Origin of the sequence: Candidatus Borrelia fainii, assembly GCF_027925085.1 — a bacterium.
In the GTDB taxonomy this organism is placed as follows: Bacteria; Spirochaetota; Spirochaetia; order Borreliales; family Borreliaceae; genus Borrelia; species Borrelia turicatae.
The window spans coordinates 479857-498530 of record NZ_AP027070.1; the positions used below are offsets into that span (position 1 = coordinate 479857).

15 protein-coding genes are annotated in these 18674 nt (G+C 29.1%); 4 read left to right on the forward strand and 11 right to left on the reverse strand.

Annotated features, from left to right (window positions below; all coding sequences use genetic code 11):
• The first annotated feature begins 9 nt into the window (after positions 1-9).
• A complete protein-coding gene (locus QMG63_RS02215) occupies positions 10-2058 on the forward strand; it encodes a cation:proton antiporter domain-containing protein (protein WP_425592809.1) in 2049 nt (682 codons plus the stop codon).
• Positions 2059-2061: 3 nt separating this feature from the next.
• The gene (gene aspS, locus QMG63_RS02220) at positions 2062-3819 is read left to right on the forward strand and encodes an aspartate--tRNA ligase (RefSeq protein WP_281861338.1); all 1758 of its coding nucleotides are present in this window, start codon (positions 2062-2064) and stop codon (positions 3817-3819) included.
• Between the two features lie 27 nt (positions 3820-3846).
• Here the strand turns inward: aspS and QMG63_RS02225 are convergent, their stop codons facing one another.
• The 11 genes from QMG63_RS02225 to dnaA form a co-directional block, all read right to left on the reverse strand.
• Positions 3847-4257, reverse strand: a complete 411-nt coding sequence (locus QMG63_RS02225; protein WP_281861339.1) for an Hsp20/alpha crystallin family protein — start codon at positions 4255-4257, stop codon at positions 3847-3849.
• A gap of 247 nt (positions 4258-4504) precedes the next feature.
• Positions 4505-5584 carry a class II fructose-bisphosphate aldolase gene (gene fbaA, locus QMG63_RS02230; protein ID WP_281861341.1) on the reverse strand — a complete coding sequence of 360 codons (1080 nt, stop codon included), beginning with the start codon at positions 5582-5584 and terminating at the stop codon, positions 4505-4507.
• A 117-nt stretch (positions 5585-5701) separates the two neighbouring features.
• Positions 5702-6760, reverse strand: coding sequence for an NAD-dependent epimerase/dehydratase family protein (locus QMG63_RS02235; protein ID WP_281861343.1), 1059 nt, complete (start codon positions 6758-6760; stop codon positions 5702-5704).
• A gap of 150 nt (positions 6761-6910) precedes the next feature.
• Entirely contained in the window at positions 6911-7630 is a 720-nt protein-coding gene (gene jag / locus QMG63_RS02240; RefSeq protein WP_281861345.1) for an RNA-binding cell elongation regulator Jag/EloR, read from the reverse strand.
• Positions 7627-9264 (reverse strand): membrane protein insertase YidC, encoded by a 1638-nt coding sequence (gene yidC / locus QMG63_RS02245; protein ID WP_281861347.1) that lies wholly within the window; start codon positions 9262-9264, stop codon positions 7627-7629. Before yidC ends, jag begins: the two co-directional genes overlap by 4 nt.
• A complete protein-coding gene (gene rnpA, locus QMG63_RS02250) occupies positions 9261-9605 on the reverse strand; it encodes a ribonuclease P protein component (protein ID WP_281861349.1) in 345 nt (114 codons plus the stop codon). Before rnpA ends, yidC begins: the two co-directional genes overlap by 4 nt.
• Positions 9586-9741, reverse strand: a complete 156-nt coding sequence (rpmH, locus tag QMG63_RS02255; protein WP_011772387.1) for a 50S ribosomal protein L34 — start codon at positions 9739-9741, stop codon at positions 9586-9588. Before rpmH ends, rnpA begins: the two co-directional genes overlap by 20 nt.
• 90 nt (positions 9742-9831) lie before the next feature.
• On the reverse strand, positions 9832-10131 hold the full coding sequence (locus tag QMG63_RS02260) for a DciA family protein (RefSeq protein ID WP_281861351.1): 300 nt from the start codon (positions 10129-10131) through the stop codon (positions 9832-9834).
• The gene (recF, locus tag QMG63_RS02265) at positions 10112-11179 is read right to left on the reverse strand and encodes a DNA replication/repair protein RecF (protein WP_281861353.1); all 1068 of its coding nucleotides are present in this window, start codon (positions 11177-11179) and stop codon (positions 10112-10114) included. The genes QMG63_RS02260 and recF overlap by 20 nt, the downstream gene beginning before the upstream one ends.
• A 19-nt stretch (positions 11180-11198) precedes the next feature.
• The gene (gene dnaN / locus QMG63_RS02270; protein WP_281861355.1) at positions 11199-12359 is read right to left on the reverse strand and encodes a DNA polymerase III subunit beta; all 1161 of its coding nucleotides are present in this window, start codon (positions 12357-12359) and stop codon (positions 11199-11201) included.
• A gap of 240 nt (positions 12360-12599) precedes the next feature.
• Positions 12600-14054, reverse strand: a complete 1455-nt coding sequence (gene dnaA, locus QMG63_RS02275; RefSeq protein ID WP_281861357.1) for a chromosomal replication initiator protein DnaA — start codon at positions 14052-14054, stop codon at positions 12600-12602.
• Between the two features lie 246 nt (positions 14055-14300).
• Here dnaA and gyrB point away from each other — a divergent pair, with 246 nt between their 5' ends.
• Both gyrB and gyrA read left to right on the forward strand, forming a co-directional pair.
• Positions 14301-16205, forward strand: a complete 1905-nt coding sequence (gene gyrB / locus QMG63_RS02280) for a DNA topoisomerase (ATP-hydrolyzing) subunit B (protein WP_281861359.1) — start codon at positions 14301-14303, stop codon at positions 16203-16205.
• Positions 16206-16216: 11 nt separating this feature from the next.
• Positions 16217-18649 carry a DNA topoisomerase (ATP-hydrolyzing) subunit A gene (gyrA, locus tag QMG63_RS02285; RefSeq protein WP_281861360.1) on the forward strand — a complete coding sequence of 811 codons (2433 nt, stop codon included), beginning with the start codon at positions 16217-16219 and terminating at the stop codon, positions 18647-18649.
• The last annotated feature ends 25 nt before the right edge of the window (positions 18650-18674 follow it).

Sequence of the window (18674 nt, forward strand, 5' to 3'; positions counted from 1 at the left end):
GCAAACTATATGAAAGATACAGGCCATAATATCGACGCCAAAATTTCTTCTTTCATAATGAGTTTAGCAATCATTGTAATATCAGCCAATATACTTGGAAATTTAGTAAGCAAATTTGGAATCCCAAAAGTAATAGGACAAATAACAGCAGGCATACTTTTAAGTCCAACATTTCTTGGCAAAATTAAAATTCCTTTATTATTCCCACTAGGAATCATTAGTGTTAGTGATCATTACTTAATAAATGAAGAAATATTTGCAATATCAACAATAGCTTCAATTATCTTACTTTTTATGGCAGGTCTTGAAACAGATTTAAAATTATTCCTTAAATTCTTACCACGTGGAGGATTAATAGGAATAACGGAAGTTATTGGTACTTTTACAAGTTTTGTACTAATATCTGCCATTTTGTTTGATGTACAATTAATAAGTCCTACAGCTCTTTTTATAGGGATTATTGCAACACCTTCTTCTGCAGGAATTGCTGCAAGTATACTCTCAGCTAAGAAAAAAATAAGTACATCAGAAGGAGTTACAATAATATCAACTTCAATAATTGATGATGTCCTCTCAATGATTATGCTCACAAGTGTCATAACGATATCAAGATCACTATCGGATCTTGATATTGCAATCTCAATTACAGCCACAATTAAGAATATAATAATTTGGTTTTGTTTAACATTCATACTGATCTTGTTATCAAAACCAATTTCAAAATTACTCAAAAGCTTCAATAGTGTTACCCTAGCAACCGTTATAACTATCACTTTTACGTTCATCGTTGCAAGCTTTTTTCAAAATTTAGGAATGTCATTTGTAATTGGAGCCTACATATTTGGACTCGCCATGTCAAAAACGGATATTGTCTGTGTAATTCAAGATAAATTAACAATATTTGAAAGGTTTTTTATTCCAATATTTTTTACATCAATAGGGCTTATGGCCGAAATTAATGTAATATTATCAAAAGAAGTCTTAATTCTTGGAACTTTGCTTAGCCTCATAGCCATAGCAACAAAACTCATATATTGTTTCATTCCATCATGTTTTTTAGGATTTAACAAACTAGGTGCACTAAGAATAGCTTTTGGAATGGTTCCACGAGGTGAAATATCATTAATTATTGCAAACTTAGCACTCTCTTCTGGATTTATAAGTCAAAAAATATTTGGAATAATAATAATCATAGTTTTTTTGCCAACAATCATTGTAACACCAATAATAAATATTTTATTCCAAATAAATAAAAATGGATTAAAGAAAGAAATGAAAACAGAGCAAAATACTCAAATCACAGTATCATTCAAATATGACAACCTAACAAAAATACTTGTATGGGAATTAAAAAATGAACTAAGGAAAGAGGGATTTTTCACTCAACAAATAAAAAATGACTTCTCACAATACATAAACGCAAGATACAATGACATTTCACTATCCATAAAAAGAGAGGGAAGCAAGATTACATTTGAATGTCCAAACAAACACTTAATCATCATACAAGATTTATTTAGAGAAACTATTTTAAACTTAGAGAGAATAACTGAAGAAGTTAAAACTGTTTCTGTCAAGACACAAAAATTAAACTACTCAATCAATTATGATAAAATACGCAGTAACATTGCTTTAAACAAAAGAATTAAAAAAGAAAATATTATTTTAGAATTAAAAGCAACAAATAAAACCGAAGTATTAAGAGAATTATTAAGTGTAATAAAAGTTGAAATTGACAAAGAAATAATATTACAAGACTTAATGGAAAGAGAAAAGCTAATAACTACAGCCCTTAAAGAAGGATTTGCAATACCTCATTTAAAGACCAATTTAATTAAAAAAATGCATATTGCCATCGGCATCAGTCATGATGGGATTGACTTTAATGCCACTGATAAAAATTTAAGTCATATATTTATATTAATACTATACCCAGCAAAAGAATATGTTAATTATCCACGCATTTTAGCATCGATTGTGGGTAAGGTTGATTCTAATAAAAAAGAAATGCTTAAAGCTAAAACTGATAAAGAAATTTATAATATAATAATAGGATAAATTATGTTCAAAACCATTAAATGCAATCAAATAAACGATAAACTTATAAACCAAAGGATAGAAATCAATGCTTGGGTAAAAAAAATAAGACATCATGGAAAAGTTACCTTTATAAATCTTAGAGATAGGTATGATGAAGCACAGGTACTTGTAAACGATGAGAGGCTTTTAAAGATAACATCTCAAATAAAGATGGAATACTGCATTAAAGTTCAAGGAAAGTTAGAACTAAGACCTTCAAATCTCGTAAACAAAGAAATGAAAACAGGAGCATTTGAAATACTTGCAGAGAATATAAATATAATTTCAAGATGTAATGAATTGCCCTTTATGATCGAAGATAACAACAATACAAATGAAAATACAAAACTTGAATATAGATATTTAGATTTAAGACGTGAAGAGCAAAAACAAAAAATAATATTAAGAAGCAAAGTAATACATACAATTAGAAATTACTTAACAAAAAAAGATTTCTTAGAATTAGAAACCCCAACATTTGTCAAATCAACCCCAGAAGGCGCAAGAGATTTTCTTGTCCCATCAAGAATACATAAAGGGCACTTTTACGCACTACCACAATCACCACAAATTTATAAGCAACTCACAATGATAGCTGGACTTGACAAATACTTTCAAATAGCTAGATGCTACAGAGATGAAGACTCAAGAGGTGACAGACAACCAGAATTCACACAACTTGACATTGAAATGAGTTTTATAAAGAAGGAAAATATATTTAAATTAATGGAAAATCTCATCTTCACCATTTTTAAAAACACACTAAACATTAATTTACCCAAAAAATTTAAAAGAATGACTTATAAACATGCAATGAATACATATGGAAGCGATAAACCAGATATTAGGTATGAATTATTAATACAAGACATGAGTAAACATTTTAAACAATCCTCATTTAATGTTTTTAAAAATATATTACAAAATAAAGGCACAATAAAAGCACTTATAATAAAAAATCAAGCTCATAATTTTTCAAGAAGCAAAATTAATAATTTAGAAGAACATGTTAAGATTTACAAAGCAAGTGGTCTTTATTTCGCAAAAATAGAAAATAATGAATTTTTAGGGGGCATTGCCAAATTTTTAAATAAAATAAAACAAACTTTATTGCAAACCTACTCACTTGAAAACAACGACATAATATTTTTTATAGCTGATTCATGGGAAACTGCTTGCAAAGCCATGGGACAAATTAGAATCAAAATTGCAAATGAACTAAACCTTATAAACAAAAACACATTTGAATTTTTATGGATTTATGATTTTCCCCTATTTGAGTACGATGAAGACACAAAAAGCTATAAAGCAGCCCATCATATGTTCTCACTTCCCCAACAAAAATATATCCACAATTTAGAAAGCAATCCAAGTAAAGTCTTAGGAGAAGTTTATGATCTTGTATTAAACGGCATGGAACTTGGTTCAGGCTCAATTAGAGTGCACACAAGAGAACTCCAACAAAGAATTTTTAACATAGTGGGATTTAAAGACACAATAGCAGAAGAGAGATTTGGTTTCTTTTTAAAAGCATTAGAATATGGAGCTCCCATTCATGGTGGAATAGCCATTGGAATTGATAGGCTCTTAATGCTAATGACACATTCAAATTCAATAAAAGATGTAATACTTTTCCCAAAAAATTCATTCGCAGCAAGCCCACTTGACAAATCTCCTTCAAAGATTCCAAACGAACAATTAAGAGAATTAAATTTAACAATTGAAGATTATAAAAATTAAGAATGCCAAAGCATCCTTGCACCAAACTTATTCAATCGCAATTTTTTTCTCTTGGGCTTTCTCAATAACTTCAGCCTTTTTAGGAAGCTTAACTTGCAAAACACCATTTTTTAGTTCTGATTTAATTTTATCTTGATCAATATTCCCAGATAACCTAAAACTTCTTACAAAAGAGAGATCTCTTCTCTCTACTCTTAAGTACTTATCATGTTTCTCTTCTGATTCATCCTTACTCTCATAACTTATTGTCAAATAATCATTTTTAATTGAAATTGATATATCATCTTTTTTTATCCCCGGTAAGTAAGCTTCAAGAATAAATGACTTACCCTCATCCTTAATATTAACTGGAATATCATGAACACCTTTAGGACTCATAAAATCAAAATCATCATTCAAAAAATCCAGAAAATTTTTCTTATAATTTGTTAACCACATATAAAACCCCTTTTTATCAATTTATATAAAAGCTCATACAAAACATTCTATTTAAATATTAAACAAATATTCAATAATTTTAAATAAATATTCAATAAATATTATTGATAAATAACAAACATAATGATGATGGGAATAAATTTAACATTTAAATACAAAAATAAGCCCATTTATGTATAATAAATACAAAAAAATGAAAAAGTCGCCCTTATAGGCGACAAAGTTCAAGTTTTTAATTATACTTATTTCAATTTCTATTAATGTTATTAAGACTCTTGCAAGCAAGTTTTACACGTTCCTTAATGCTAATCTCAGATTCCCTAAGCCACACTCTTGGATCATAAAATTTTTTATTTGGAATATCCGCATTACTACCATCACCAAGTTGCCCTTGTAATCTATTTTCATTCTTCCTATAATAACTCAATATACCTTCCCAAGCAGCCCACTGAGTATCTGTATCAATGTTCATTTTAACAATACCATAAGAGAGTGCTTCATGAATCTCTTCTATTGTAGAGCCAGAACCCCCATGAAACACATATGAAACAGGCTTTGGATTACTTGAATTAGTCTTTGATATAACATAATTTTGTCCATCTCTTAATACTTTAGGGGTAAGCTGAACATTTCCAGGCTTATAAACTCCATGAACATTTCCAAAAGCTGCTGCAATCTGGAAATTAGGACTAACTTTCATAAGTTCAGAATATCCATAATAAATATCTTCAGGGGTTGAAAATAACTCATGTTGATCCCTATCTGAATTATCAACGCCATCTTCCTCACCACCAGTAATTCCAAGCTCAATTTCCAGAAACATTTCAATTTTGGACATTCTATCTAAGAACTTTTTTGATATTTCAATATTTTCTTTAATTGGCTCTTCAGACAAGTCTAACATATGTGAAGAAAACAAAGGACGTTTATGCTCTTGATAATATTTCTCTCCATATTCCAAAAGCCCCTCAACCCAAGGAATTAATTTTTTTGCGCAGTGATCTGTATGAAGAACAACAGGCACTCCATAATGTTCTGCTAGCAAATGAACATGCATAGCACCAGAAATAGCTCCAAGGATAGAAGTCCCCTGAGGTTTTTCGATATTGAGTCCCTTACCACAAACAAAAGCAGAACCAGTATTTGAAAACTGTATCATGATAGGAGAATTAATCTCTTTTGCTGCTTCCAAAACAGCATTAATTGAATTTGTACCCACACAATTAATTGCAGGAATAGCAAATCCTTCACTCTTACATATTTCATATAAAGTATGTAACGCCTTACCATAAACTACTCCAGGCTTAATCTTATCTAACACACCCACCTATAATACCTCCTTCCTCATAAAATGACATGTATCTTATATTATATACCTTAAAACCTAAAACTGACCCTAATTTAAAAAAACAAAATTTCAAAAAAATAAATACAGAACAACATACTACTTAAGTATCTTAGATTTATACCAATTTGCAAATTTTTTTATCCCCTCCTTAATAGAGGTTGAGGACTCATAAGCAAAATCATTTTTAAGTCTCGAAATATTACAACAGCTCTTCACAACATCTGCTTTTTGCATAGGTAAAAAATTTTTACAAGCTTTATTTCCAAGATTCGTTTCAAGCTCATTAACAAACTCCAAAAGTTCAGTAGAATGTCCCGTACCTATATTGTATATCTTATAAGGAGCAAGGGAGCTTGAAGAATTGGGATTTTGTACATCAAAATTACCATCACTCTCAGCTGGTTTTTTAAGTACACTATAAACACCATCTGCAACATCATCTACATACGTAAAGTCTCTAGCCATATCCCCATTATTAAAAATATTAATGGGGGTTTGTTTTATAATCCCATCTGCAAATAAATATAATGCCATATCAGGTCGTCCATAAGGCCCATAAACTGTGAAAAATCTTAATCCTGTTGTTGGAATATTAAAAGATGAACTATAAGCATGAGCTATAACTTCATTAGACTTTTTACTAGCCGCATATAAATTTAAAGGATGATCTGTAATGCTATCCTCATCTGAAGGCATCTTTTTATTTATTCCATACACTGCAGATGTTGAGGCATAAACAAAATGCTCAATATGACTTTTATGTATTCTGCATGCATCCAACACATTAAAAAAACCAACAATATTAACTGAAATATAACTATCAGGATTTTCAATACTATCTCTAATACCAGCCTGAGCTGCCAAATGACAAACATGCGTAAATTCATAATCAGAAAAGAGAGATAAGACTTTATCTTTATCTAAAATATCAAGATAAATAAAACTTAAATTATTATATTTATTACTTTGAATAACTCTTCCACTACCTATATTCTTACGATCGAATCCTAAAACTTCTAATCTCTCATATTTCAAATCAGGTTCATAATAATCATTTAAAACATCAACACCTAAAATTTCATGTCCATTATCAGCAAGCCTCTTGGCAACATGAAACCCAATAAATCCTGCAATACCCGTTAAAAAGACTCTCATATAATAATCCCCTTAAATTAAATAAATAATAAATTTATTACCCTAATACCTATAACTACAAAACATCTATCAATTAAATATCAATAGCTTAAGTAGAATCTAAACATATGAATATAAATCATCCACTTACAAATATAGAAAGAAAAACCCTTACTTCTTAACATTAAAATCCCTTTTTTGATAACTACGGAAATTATTATATTTACCATTCTTAACATAAGAAATTCTAACTCGCTTTAAATTTCCATCTCCCTCACTCTCTGTTTTAATATCACTATAACGATTCAAAGTAGTATGAATAATTCTTCTCTCAAAAGGATTCATTGTTGGCAAAAGAATAGAACGTCTACTCCTTTTAACCTTATGCAAAGAATTGATTGCCAAATTAATAAATCTTGATTTAAATCTTTCTCTATAATCCTCAATATCTAATACTATCCTATTAAAAATACCATTGTCTCCAATAAGCCTAGACATATAAACATTTGCCAAAAGTTGTAAAGCATCTAAATTTCTTCCCTCTCTTCCAATCAAGATATTTGGACTGTCTGTATCAATAGAAATCTTAATATACTCATCTTCTCTAGATTCAATCTTTAAATCAACACAATAACCCATTTTATTTATCATTCCTTTAATAAAATCCAAAATCTTATCATAAATACCTTCATCAATCCGGGCCTTAGACTTTAGTATGTCCTCTTTCACATGAGGAGACACTTTTATCTTAATCATCTCTTTTTTAAATAAAAATCCAACCTTTTCCTTATCTAAAATCTCTACATCAAACTCACCTTCTCTTAAATCAAGATCTCTCATTGCCTTTTTAATTGCTTCTTGTTCTGTTTTTCCATAAAATTCATAACTCATCTGTTCCTCCTTTCAGATACATTCATCTTTATATAATATTGTTGCAAAATAGTAAAAATATTGGTTGTAATCCAATAGATTAAAAGTCCTGATGGCATATCATAAAGTATGAAAAAAAACATAATAGGCATACCAAAATATAAAAATTTCTGTTGTGATCCAAGATTTTTAAAACTAACATTAGAACTAATTATTGTAGATAATAACTGAGTAATCATCATGATAAAAGGTAAAATTCTAATATCAGTCCATACAAAAACTTTATACCCAAAATAATATATGCTATCACCAATTGACAAATCATCAATCCAACCTGGAATAAAACTAGCCCCCCTTAGCAAAAAGAAGTTATTTACAAGCCCATAAAGAGCAAAAAACACAGGTAGTTGTAAAAGAATAGGCAAACATCCTCCAAGAGGATTAACACCTTCTTCCCTATAAAGTTTACCCATTTCCTCATTTAATCTTTTAGGATCATTTTTAAATTTTACTTGTATCTCTTTCATTTTTGGCTGTAACTTAGAAAGTTCTGCTGTAGCCCTAAAACTCTTGAAAGTCAAAGGAAATATAAGTATTCTTACAACAATTGTCAAAAAAATTATTGAAAGGCCCCAATTAGGAATAGCATCATAAAAAATTTGCATTATTAATTGCATAGGAACTTGAATAAAGTATAACAAGCCTTTCTCTACAGACATTCCAAATTTAACATCAGATAAACCAAAACTATTTAAATTATTTTTATTAAAAATATCTAAATATGCATTATCTCTAGGACCTGCATAAATATAAAAGATATCATTAATATTAGAGTCAACTATTTTGTTTAAAATAAAAGTCTTTAAAACTTTATTTTCTTGTTTGAATTCAACATTCATATTTTCTTTTGAAACTAAAACTTCAAAATATTTAGTGCTTGAACCAACCCACTTAGGCTTAATAACACTTAAACCATCTTTACCATATCTAAGCTTAGTATCATAATAAATACTTTGAGATAAATAATTATTATATTGCAGTTTACCTCTCTCGCTTAAATTTTCAATATCAGAACTTAATACAAATTTATAAAAATCAATATCAAAATTATCATCAGCATCAACATTATTTAAAAAAATTTCAAGCTTGATTAAATATTCATTTTTGCTTGAAAACGTATATCTCTTTATATACTCATAATATTTCTCATTATATTCAAACTTGGTCTTAAACTCATGTGTATAATCATTTATTTTGTCATATGAAAACAAACTTTTAGTTAAGTTATCAAAGGTAATATAAAAAAGACCTTCCCTTTCCATATTAACCTTAACCATTTCTGTTGGATTTCTCTCTAAATTCAAATGATCTTTAAGCTTTAGAGAAACTAGATTACCTCCAAATGTTGAAAAAGTAGCATAATATATACCAGTCTCAACACCAATTTCTTTAGAATTAGCACTTAAACTTAAAGTATCATTTTCATCAATTGAATTATGCTTAATATCAAAATCTCTATCTAAATTAAATCCAATCTCTCTCTCCATTACAGAAGGGGATTTTCTGGAGAAAAAGACATCATCAACAAGCATAAAAATACCAATAAAAAATAAAGACAAATAAATAGCTTTTAAAATTCTTTTACTCTTACTCACACTTTCCTCTTCATGACATGCACAATTATATTCTTTAACATAGTATCAACTTCACAATAATTAACATCTACTCTTTGAGGATAAACTACAAAAATAAAGTCAACATACCTATTTTCAAGTAAAGCTAACTGTTTCCTAAAACATTCCTTAAAAATTCTCCGAACACGATTTCTCTTAACAGCACCTTTAAAAACTTTAGGAAAAGTAACAATCATTCTAGAGATTGATAAGCTTGTAAACTCATAAAATATGTTAATTCCTTCTATCTTAATAAATCTACCTTTTTTAAAAAGCTCCTGAATTTTTACCTTTGATTTTATGCTAATATTTCTTTTTTTCATCAGAAACAGTTAATTTTGATCTCCCCTTAGCTCTTCTTCTAGCAAGAATAAGCCTTCCGCCCTTAGTTTTCATCCTAGCCCTAAATCCAAATTTCCTGTTTCTCTTAACCCGACTCGGCTGATAAGTTCTCTTCAAAAAAATCCTCCAATTAAAAACATTCTTTAGTCATAAGATATAAGTTAAACACTACAATATTATATTATACAAATACAATTGTCAACAAAATCATCTTATCAAAACCTTTATATCCAATATTTCAAGACCTGTAGACTCTTTTATTAATTTTATTATTTTTGATCTATTAAGAGAAACACTATATAAAACACTTGAATTTTTAACAGAAACAAATAATATCTTATTATCCTTCAAATTCAATAATTTTACTCTATCTGCAAGATCTTTGAATATAATTTGCCAATTTTTAGACAATATAAAACTGGCATTTAGCTTTTCATTAGCACATATATCCGTATTTAAATATTTTTTAAGTACATAAGAAGCCTTTTTAAAGCTCAAATCTTCCATTCTTAATCCTGTATACTATAAAATTACTGCCTTGTTTAATATCATAACAGTCATCTAAAAAAGTAAAGAAACATTGAGAATTTTTTGGTAAAATATCAAAAATTCTCTTTCTTCTAACACTATCTAATTCCAAAAATACATCATCAAAAAGCAAAATGGGAGCTATACCAAAACGCTTATTAAACATAATGACCTGAACAAGTCTATAAATTAAAGCAAGTGCCCTGATTTGCCCTGTTGAAGAATGATGAGTAAATACTCTCTCACCACTTAATATCTCATATAAATCTCTGTGTGGACCTATTAAAGTACTTTCATTGTAAAGTTCATCTTGTTCTTTTAAAAGTAAAGTTTGCAAAAATTCATCCCTTTTAGAACATTTCACAGAAGGTAAATATTTAATCTCTAAACTATAAGAAACATCAAAAATAAAAGAATAATAATACTTAAAAAACTCATAAAAATGCTTGATAAAATTTTCCCTCATTTTTGTTATCTCAAAAGCAAAATCAACAAAAGTTTCATTATAAACTTTAAGTAAATCTTTATTACCTTGTCTTAAAATCAAATTTCTTTGCTGTAAAATTTTTCGATATTTCCTAAGAGAATCTAAATAACTTAAAGAAACAAAACTTATTGCCTGATCAAAAAACCATCTCTTCTTAGCAGGAGCTCCAATGATAAAGTCAGTATCATAATTTGAAAAAATAACTGATGGAATATTTAATATCAAACTTTTTCTATCTTTTACAATACTATTGTTAACCTTTATTTCTTTTTTTCCATTTCTTAAAGATAAACCAATTTCTCCAACCTTCCCTTCAGTATCATAGAGACACTTTAAATAAAATTCGGTCTTGCCATATGTAATAAGTTCCCTATCAGTACTAACTAAAAAAGAAGATGCAAAAGCAAGACAATAAATAGCATCAAGGATATTAGTCTTACCTGAACCATTCTCTCCGCAAAAATAAATATTATTAAAATCAAAATTAATGACCTGATTTTCTATATTCTTAAAATTAAAGAACTCTACTTTCTTTACCATCTTGCCAACAAAAAAAATTTTAGTTTAATATCATGGGCATTATCAAGTGAATGAAACCAGAATTTGAAGGCTCACTTAATTTCAATATACCTCCTCCACTAAATTTTATCTCTAACTTTGAAGTATCAAATACACCCATTGCTTCAGTAAAATAAGCACTATTAATAGCTACAACTTCATCGCTTCCTTCATAATCATAATTAGGACTTTGTACAAAAAATTCACCCTTTCTTCCTGTAATTGGATCTTCTGCCATAAGTCTTAGTTGATTACCTGTAAAATTCAAAATAACTTTTCTAGACCTTTTATCTGTGTAAGAACTTACCCTTGAAAGCCTATCTTTTAAAATGCTAACATCGATTAATGCTTTGTTTTGCTGTTCATTTGGTATGATACTTTCATAATCAGGATAGTTTCCATTTATCAAACTGCAAACTATTTTATAATTATTGAATTTGACACAAAATTTTTTATCAGAGACATTGAGCTTTATAATACCTTCTCCTACCATCATCTGCCTTAAGAGATTAACCATTTTGACAGGAACTATAAAATTGATATCTTCCTCAAATATTAAATCTGTTTTATATACAGATAGTCTATGCGAATTGGTAGAAACAAATGTCAATGCAGAGTTTTTGTCTTTTGTAAAATAAATTCCATTTAAAACGTTTTTGGACTCATCATGTGAAGCTGAAAACGAAACTTTGTTTATAATTTTTTTAAATTCCCTTTGGGTTAACTCAATTGTTAAATTGTAAGTTTCTTCATTTATATCATGATTGTAAATTTCAATCTCTTCACTAGAAAAAATTGGTTCACTTAAATGATCGTTTATTGAATTGTTATTTTTATTTTCTAACTCGCCAATAATACTTAATTTGCTTTCATTTTCTATAAACTTTATTTTTAGCTCGTTGTACAAATTTAATGCTTTTACTGCGTCTGAAAAGTTTGAAGCATTGATTAATACTTTAAAATTTTCCGCCGAAACAATTGGGATTGTGCTTTCAAAAAAGATATTCCTATCTGTTGCTTTTATTTTGAGGTTGGAATTTTTTACTTCGAGTAATATTGCACTCCAAATGTCATTTATGTTCCTATTTAAAATTATACTTTTGGCTTTGTCAATTTCGTTTGAAATCTGTTCTGTATCGCACAATATAAATTTTTCGTTCAATGTTCTACCTCCTTGTATTATATTATCACTTCTTGGCTTTTATTAATGCAATTTTTATTTAGTTTATTGCATGTATTTTTTATTATATTTTATGTAGTTGTATTAGTAGAAAGCTGTCTAATTGTCTAATTCTATTTATTTTTTTATTTTATAAGGAATAATATATGTTTAATTGTTTATGTTTTTTGATGAATTGTTTGTTTAATTTGTTCAAAAATATTTTGAATTTTATAGATTTTGTTAGTTTTTGTTGATTTTGTTCATAAGTTCTATGATTAAATTGTTAATTTCTATGTCATTGTTTCTCTCTTTATCTATCTTATTTATTGAATAAAGTACTGTTGAATGGGTTTTTCCCCCAATGATTTTACCTATTTCAATTGTTGAAAGCTCTGTAAAATTCCTCAAAAGATAAGCATAAATGTGTCTTGCTTTTGTGATTTCAGGTTTTTTGCTGTTGCCTTCAATGTCTTTATTTGTAAGTTTTAATTCCCTTAAGATAACTTTTTTTATACTTTCAATGTTAATTGTGTTATTTGTATTTGTGTTATCGTTTTCATAAGCTATTATTTCTTTAATTATTTTGTCTACTATACTAGTGTCGATTTCTATATCTTCAAGGCTTATGTGAGCTTTTAATTTTGTTACAGCTGCTTCAAGATCTCTTATATTTGTTGTAACTTTTTTAGCAACTAAGTTAAGAATGTTTTTTGGGACTTTTATTCCATCTTCTTCTGCTTTTTTTTCTATAATTGCCACTCTTAATTCAAAGTTTGGTTTTGATATGTCGACATTAAGTCCCCTTGTAAATCTGCTTTTTAATCTATCTGTAAAATTGATGAGTTCTGAGGGTTGTCTGTCGCATGTAAATACCATTTGTTTATTGTCTTCATAAAGAGCATTGAAAGTGTGAAAAAGCTCTTCTTGTATACCTTCTTTTTTTTGTAAATCATGAATATCATCTATTAATAGCATATCTAGGTGTCGGTATTTTTTCTTAAATCTTTTTGTTTCATTTGTTTTTATACTTTCTACAAATTCATTTAAAAAATTTTCAGCAGTTACATAAAGTATTTTAAATTCTTTATGTAATTCTTCTGTTTTGTTTCCTATACTTTGAAGTAAATGTGTTTTGCCAAGACCAACTCCACCATAAATTAGACATGGATTGTATTTTTTACCAGGATTTTTTGCAATTGATAAGCTTGCATTATATGCAAGTTTATTATTTGGACCTATAATGAAGTTTTCAAATGTGTATTTCTTTTTAAGAAAAGGATTTTTATATTTTGTATGAATCTCTTCTTTTATAACGTAGTGTTTTGTATGCTCTATTATGTTCTTTGTGTGAGTGTTCAGTATTGTTTTTTTTTCAGGTGAAGTTTGTTGCATAGAAATGTCTTTAAGTGAAGTGTTTTTTAATTCTATGTTATGAGTCTTAGATTCATTTGGTGGATTTATAAATTCAACATTAATTGTATTATGGCCTTTTTCAGTGAGAATTTCTTTTATTCTTTTGGAAAATCTTTTTTCTACTTGGTTTTTGTGAAAAGAATTTGGAGCAGATATTTTTATACTCTCATCAGTTGCATCTATAAAATATAAATTTTCAAACCATATATAAAATTCTTCTTCAGAAAGTTCTTTCCTTATTGCTGCTAAAATTAAGCTCCATATATTTTTTCCCTCTTGCATATCTTATCCTCATCGATTTTGGCTTTTTATCATTATATCTTTTTGATTATTAGTATTGTGTATGTATAAGTATATAGTATAATAATGAACTGGAACATTATCTTAACTATTTGTGGGTCTTGAAATTTTATTGATTTTAAGTCAAGTAGAATGTCTCTTGTAATTTGTGTTATTTAATAGATATTATATTGTTTTTAATGTAAAATTTGCTTATATCTATATTATGATTAATTGTGTGGAAGTTTTATGAGTTATGTTGCTAGTAATATTCAAGTGTTAAAGGGCCTTGAAGCTGTTAGAAAAAGGCCTGGAATGTATATTGGATCTGTTTCAATTAATGGATTGCATCACTTGGTTTATGAAGTAGTTGACAATAGTATTGACGAGGCTTTAGCGGGTTTTTGCGATAAAATAGAAGTTGTTATAAATTCAGATAATTCTGTAACAGTCAATGATAATGGTAGAGGAATTCCTACAGATATTCATGAGGAGGAAGGAATTAGTGCTCTTGAACTTGTTTTGACTAAGCTACATTCTGGAGGAAAATTTAATAAAGGTACTTATAAGGTTTCTGGTGGACTTCATGGAGTTGGGATTTCGGTTGTTAATGCTTTATCATCTTTTTTGGAAGTTGTTGTAAGCAGGGATGGAAAAATTTTTAAGCAAACTTATTCCAGGGGTATTTCAACATCTGGGGTTGAAATTGTTGGGGTAAGTTCTAATAGGGGTACTAAAGTTACTTTTTTAGCTGATTCTGAAATTTTTGAAACCTTGGATTATGATTTTGAAACTTTGTCAAAGAGATTGAGGGAACTTGCATTTTTAAATGATAAGATACGAATTTCAATTGAAGATAAGAGATTGGGAAAAGAGAGATTTTTAGAATTTTGTTTTGAAGGTGGAATAAAAGCTTTTGTAGATTTTATAACAAATAATAGCAAAAATATTCAAAATGAGCCCTATTTTATTGAAGGAACTTATGATGATGTTATTGTTAGTGTTGGACTTAAGTGGACTGAAGGATATTCTGATAATATTTTGTCGTTTGTAAACAATATCAATACTAGAGAAGGAGGAACTCATGTTGCTGGTTTTAAGACTGGTTTCTTAAAGGCCATGAGTGAAGCTTTTAAGGATTCAAAGGTAAACAAAAAAGATGTTCCAAATCTTACATTAGATGATTTTAAGGAGGGTTTAACAGCGGTAATTTCTATTAAGGTTCCAGAACCTCAATTTGAAGGTCAAACTAAAGGAAAATTGGGAAATTCTTATATAAAGAAAATTGTTGAAACTATTGTACATGATGAGCTTTTGAAAGTTATTGGTGATAATCTTTTAGAAGTAGATATTATTCTTAATAAGGCAATAAGAGCTGCTCGTGCTCGTGAGGCTGCAAGAAAAGCAAGAGAGTCTGAGAGAAAAAAAAGTGCATTTGAAAGCTTGGCATTGCCTGGCAAATTGGCAGATTGTGCATCTAAAAACCCGGTTGAAAGGGAAATTTATATTGTGGAAGGGGATTCTGCAGGAGGAAGTGCAAAAATGGGAAGAGATAGGTTTTATCAAGCTATCTTGCCATTGTGGGGTAAAATGCTTAATGTTGAAAAAACACGAGAAGAGAAGGTTATTACAAATGATAAGCTTATTCCAATAATTGCATCTCTTGGTGCTGGTGTTGGAAAGAATTTTTATATTGAAAAACTTCGTTATCATAAGATTATTATTATGGCTGATGCCGATGTTGATGGGTCTCATATTCGAACATTGCTTCTTACTTTTTTCTTTCGTTACATGAGGGAGTTAATCGATAATGGACATGTATATATAGCTATGCCACCTCTTTATAAAATTAAGTATGAAAATAGTGTTTATTACTTTTATGATGATTTGGAAAAAGAAGTTTTTTTAAGATCTATCGAGACTGGCAAAAGGGATAAAATTAGTCTTCAAAGGTATAAGGGGCTTGGAGAAATGAATCCTACACAACTTTGGGAAACCACTATGAATCCTGCTACTAGAAAAATGAAATTAATAAAGATAGATGATGCTATACAGGCTGAGAATATTTTTGTTACTCTTATGGGAGATGATGTTGAGCCCAGAAGAGAATTTATTGAGCAGAATGCGCTTGATGTAGTAAATCTTGATGTGTAATTGGAGCATTAATGGCAATTGAAGAAGATAAAGAGCAAATATTAAATATAAAAATAGAAGATGAGGTTAAAACCTCTTATTTAAATTATGCAATGTCTGTTATTGTTTCAAGAGCCCTTCCTGATGTGAGAGATGGTCTTAAACCTGTTCACAGAAGAATTCTTTATTCAATGCATGAAATGGGACTTAGGGCTGATAAAGCATTTAAGAAGGCTGGAAGAATCGTTGGAGATGTTCTTGGTAAATATCATCCTCATGGTGATCAGTCAATTTATGAAGCACTTGTAAGGCTTGCACAGGATTTTTCGTTAAGATATCCTATAGTAAGCGGACAGGGGAATTTTGGTTCTATTGATGGAGACCCTCCTGCTGCTATGAGGTATACTGAAGCTAGAATGGCAAAAATAGCTGAAGAACTTGTTAAAGATATCGATAGGCAAACTGTTAATTTTAGAGCCAATTATGATGATTCGTTGCTTGAGCCTGAAGTTTTACCAGCTGCTTTTCCATTTCTTTTGGTTAACGGTTCTAGTGGAATTGCTGTTGGAATGGCAACAAATATGGCTCCACATAATTTGAGAGAAATTTGTGATGCCATAGTTTATATGTTAAATCATGATAGTGTTTCTGTGTATGATTTAATTTCAATAGTTAAAGGACCAGATTTTCCTACTTATGCTGAAATCATTTATAATGAAAGTTTAGTTAAGGCTTATACAACGGGGAAGGGCAGTGTTGTTATTCGGTCTAGGTATCATATTGAAGAAAAGAGAGAAGATCATATTGCTATTATAATTACACAAATACCTTATGCTGTTAACAAATCTTCCTTGCTTATGAAAATTGCATTCTTAATAAAAGAAGAAAAACTTGAAGGTATATCTGATATAAGGGATGAATCTGACCGTGAAGGTATTAGAATTGTTCTTGAAATTAAAAAAGGTTTTGATCCTCATGTTGTTATGAATTTGCTTTATGAATATACTGAACTTAAGAAAAATTTTAGCATAAATAACTTGGCTCTTGTTAATGGTATTCCAAAACAATTAAATTTAAAAGAACTTATATCTGAATTTATTGATCATAGAAAGGAAATTGTTAGAAGGCGGGTAGAGTTTGACTTAAAAAAGGCAAGAGAAAAGGCTCATATTCTTGAAGGATTAAATGTTTCCTTAAGACATATTGATAGGGTAATAAAAATAATAAGATTTTCTAGATTTGTAAAAGATGCTAAAGAATGTATTATTAAGGAATTTAATTTATCAGAAATTCAAGCTAATTCTATATTGGATATGAAATTACAGAAATTGACATCTCTTGAGATAGAGAAACTTGAAGAAGAGTTTAAAATTGTCTTGGATTTAATAAAAGATTATGAAGATATTCTTGTCAGTCCAGAGAGAGTTGTTAATATTGTAAGGGAAGAGATTATTAATTTAAGTTTAAAATTTGGCGATGAGCGCCGAACAAAAATAATTTATGATGAGGAGGTTTTAAAAACTAGTATGTCAGATTTAATGCAGAGGGAAAATGTTATTGTTATTCTTACAAAGCAGGGTTTCATTAAAAGAATCTTACAAGATGAGTATAAACTTCAAGGTATAGGTGGTAAGGGCCTTGGTTCTTTTGACTTACAAGATAAAGATCAAGTTAATATTGCTTTATGTGTGAATACCCATGACTTTTTACTTATGATTTCAAATGAAGGAAAGCTTTATGTAATTAATGCTTATGGAATTAAGGATTCTTCTAGAACTTCAAAGGGACAAAATATTCGTGAGCTTATTAATTTGGGAGAAAGAGAAGAGATATTGGCTATTAAAAATTGCAATGAGTTATCTCTGGATAATTACTTATTAATAACAACAGCAAATGGAAAAATAGCTCGTATTGAAACAGAGGGCTTTAAAACAGTTAAATCAAGAGGCGTTATTGTCATTAAATTGGATGATAAGGATTTTGTTACAAGTGCTGAGATTGTTTCTAAGAATGATAAAATTATTTGTCTTTCTAAGAGGGGCAATGCTTTTGCATTTAATTCAAATGATATTAGACTTACACATAGAGGGACTCAGGGTGTGTCTGGTATGAAAGTAAGAGAGGGTGATATGCTTATTAAGGCGTTATCAGCAAAACAAGGATCCCATCTTTTAATTGTTTCTGAGAATGGATATGGAAAAAGATTAGAAATATCTAGAGTGACTGAGCTTAAAAGAGGAGCTACTGGTTATACTTGCTATAAGAAATCCGATGAAAAGGCAGGTGAAGTTGTTGATGCTATTACAGTTGTACAGGATGATGAAATATTACTTGTAAGTAAGACTTCAAAAGTTTTACGAACATTGGTTGATAAAATATCTGAGCAAGGTAAGGATGCTAGAGGAATGCAAGTATTATCTCTTGATGAGGATAAATTGATATCTGTTTCAAAATTTATTAAATGATCAATTAATATTATTTGTATTGTTG

Coding starts and splice junctions, on each gene's coding strand:
- QMG63_RS02215 (WP_425592809.1), top strand. CDS start 10: ATGAAAGATACAGGCCATAATATCGACGCCAAAATTTCTTCTTTCATA.
- aspS (WP_281861338.1), top strand. CDS start 2,062: ATGTTCAAAACCATTAAATGCAATCAAATAAACGATAAACTTATAAAC.
- QMG63_RS02225 (WP_281861339.1), bottom strand. CDS start 4,257: ATGTGGTTAACAAATTATAAGAAAAATTTTCTGGATTTTTTGAATGAT.
- QMG63_RS02235 (WP_281861343.1), bottom strand. CDS start 6,760: ATGAGAGTCTTTTTAACGGGTATTGCAGGATTTATTGGGTTTCATGTT.
- jag (WP_281861345.1), bottom strand. CDS start 7,630: ATGAGTTATGAATTTTATGGAAAAACAGAACAAGAAGCAATTAAAAAG.
- rnpA (WP_281861349.1), bottom strand. CDS start 9,605: ATGAAAAAAAGAAATATTAGCATAAAATCAAAGGTAAAAATTCAGGAG.
- QMG63_RS02260 (WP_281861351.1), bottom strand. CDS start 10,131: ATGGAAGATTTGAGCTTTAAAAAGGCTTCTTATGTACTTAAAAAATAT.
- recF (WP_281861353.1), bottom strand. CDS start 11,179: ATGGTAAAGAAAGTAGAGTTCTTTAATTTTAAGAATATAGAAAATCAG.
- dnaA (WP_281861357.1), bottom strand. CDS start 14,054: ATGCAAGAGGGAAAAAATATATGGAGCTTAATTTTAGCAGCAATAAGG.
- gyrB (WP_281861359.1), top strand. CDS start 14,301: ATGAGTTATGTTGCTAGTAATATTCAAGTGTTAAAGGGCCTTGAAGCT.
- gyrA (WP_281861360.1), top strand. CDS start 16,217: ATGGCAATTGAAGAAGATAAAGAGCAAATATTAAATATAAAAATAGAA.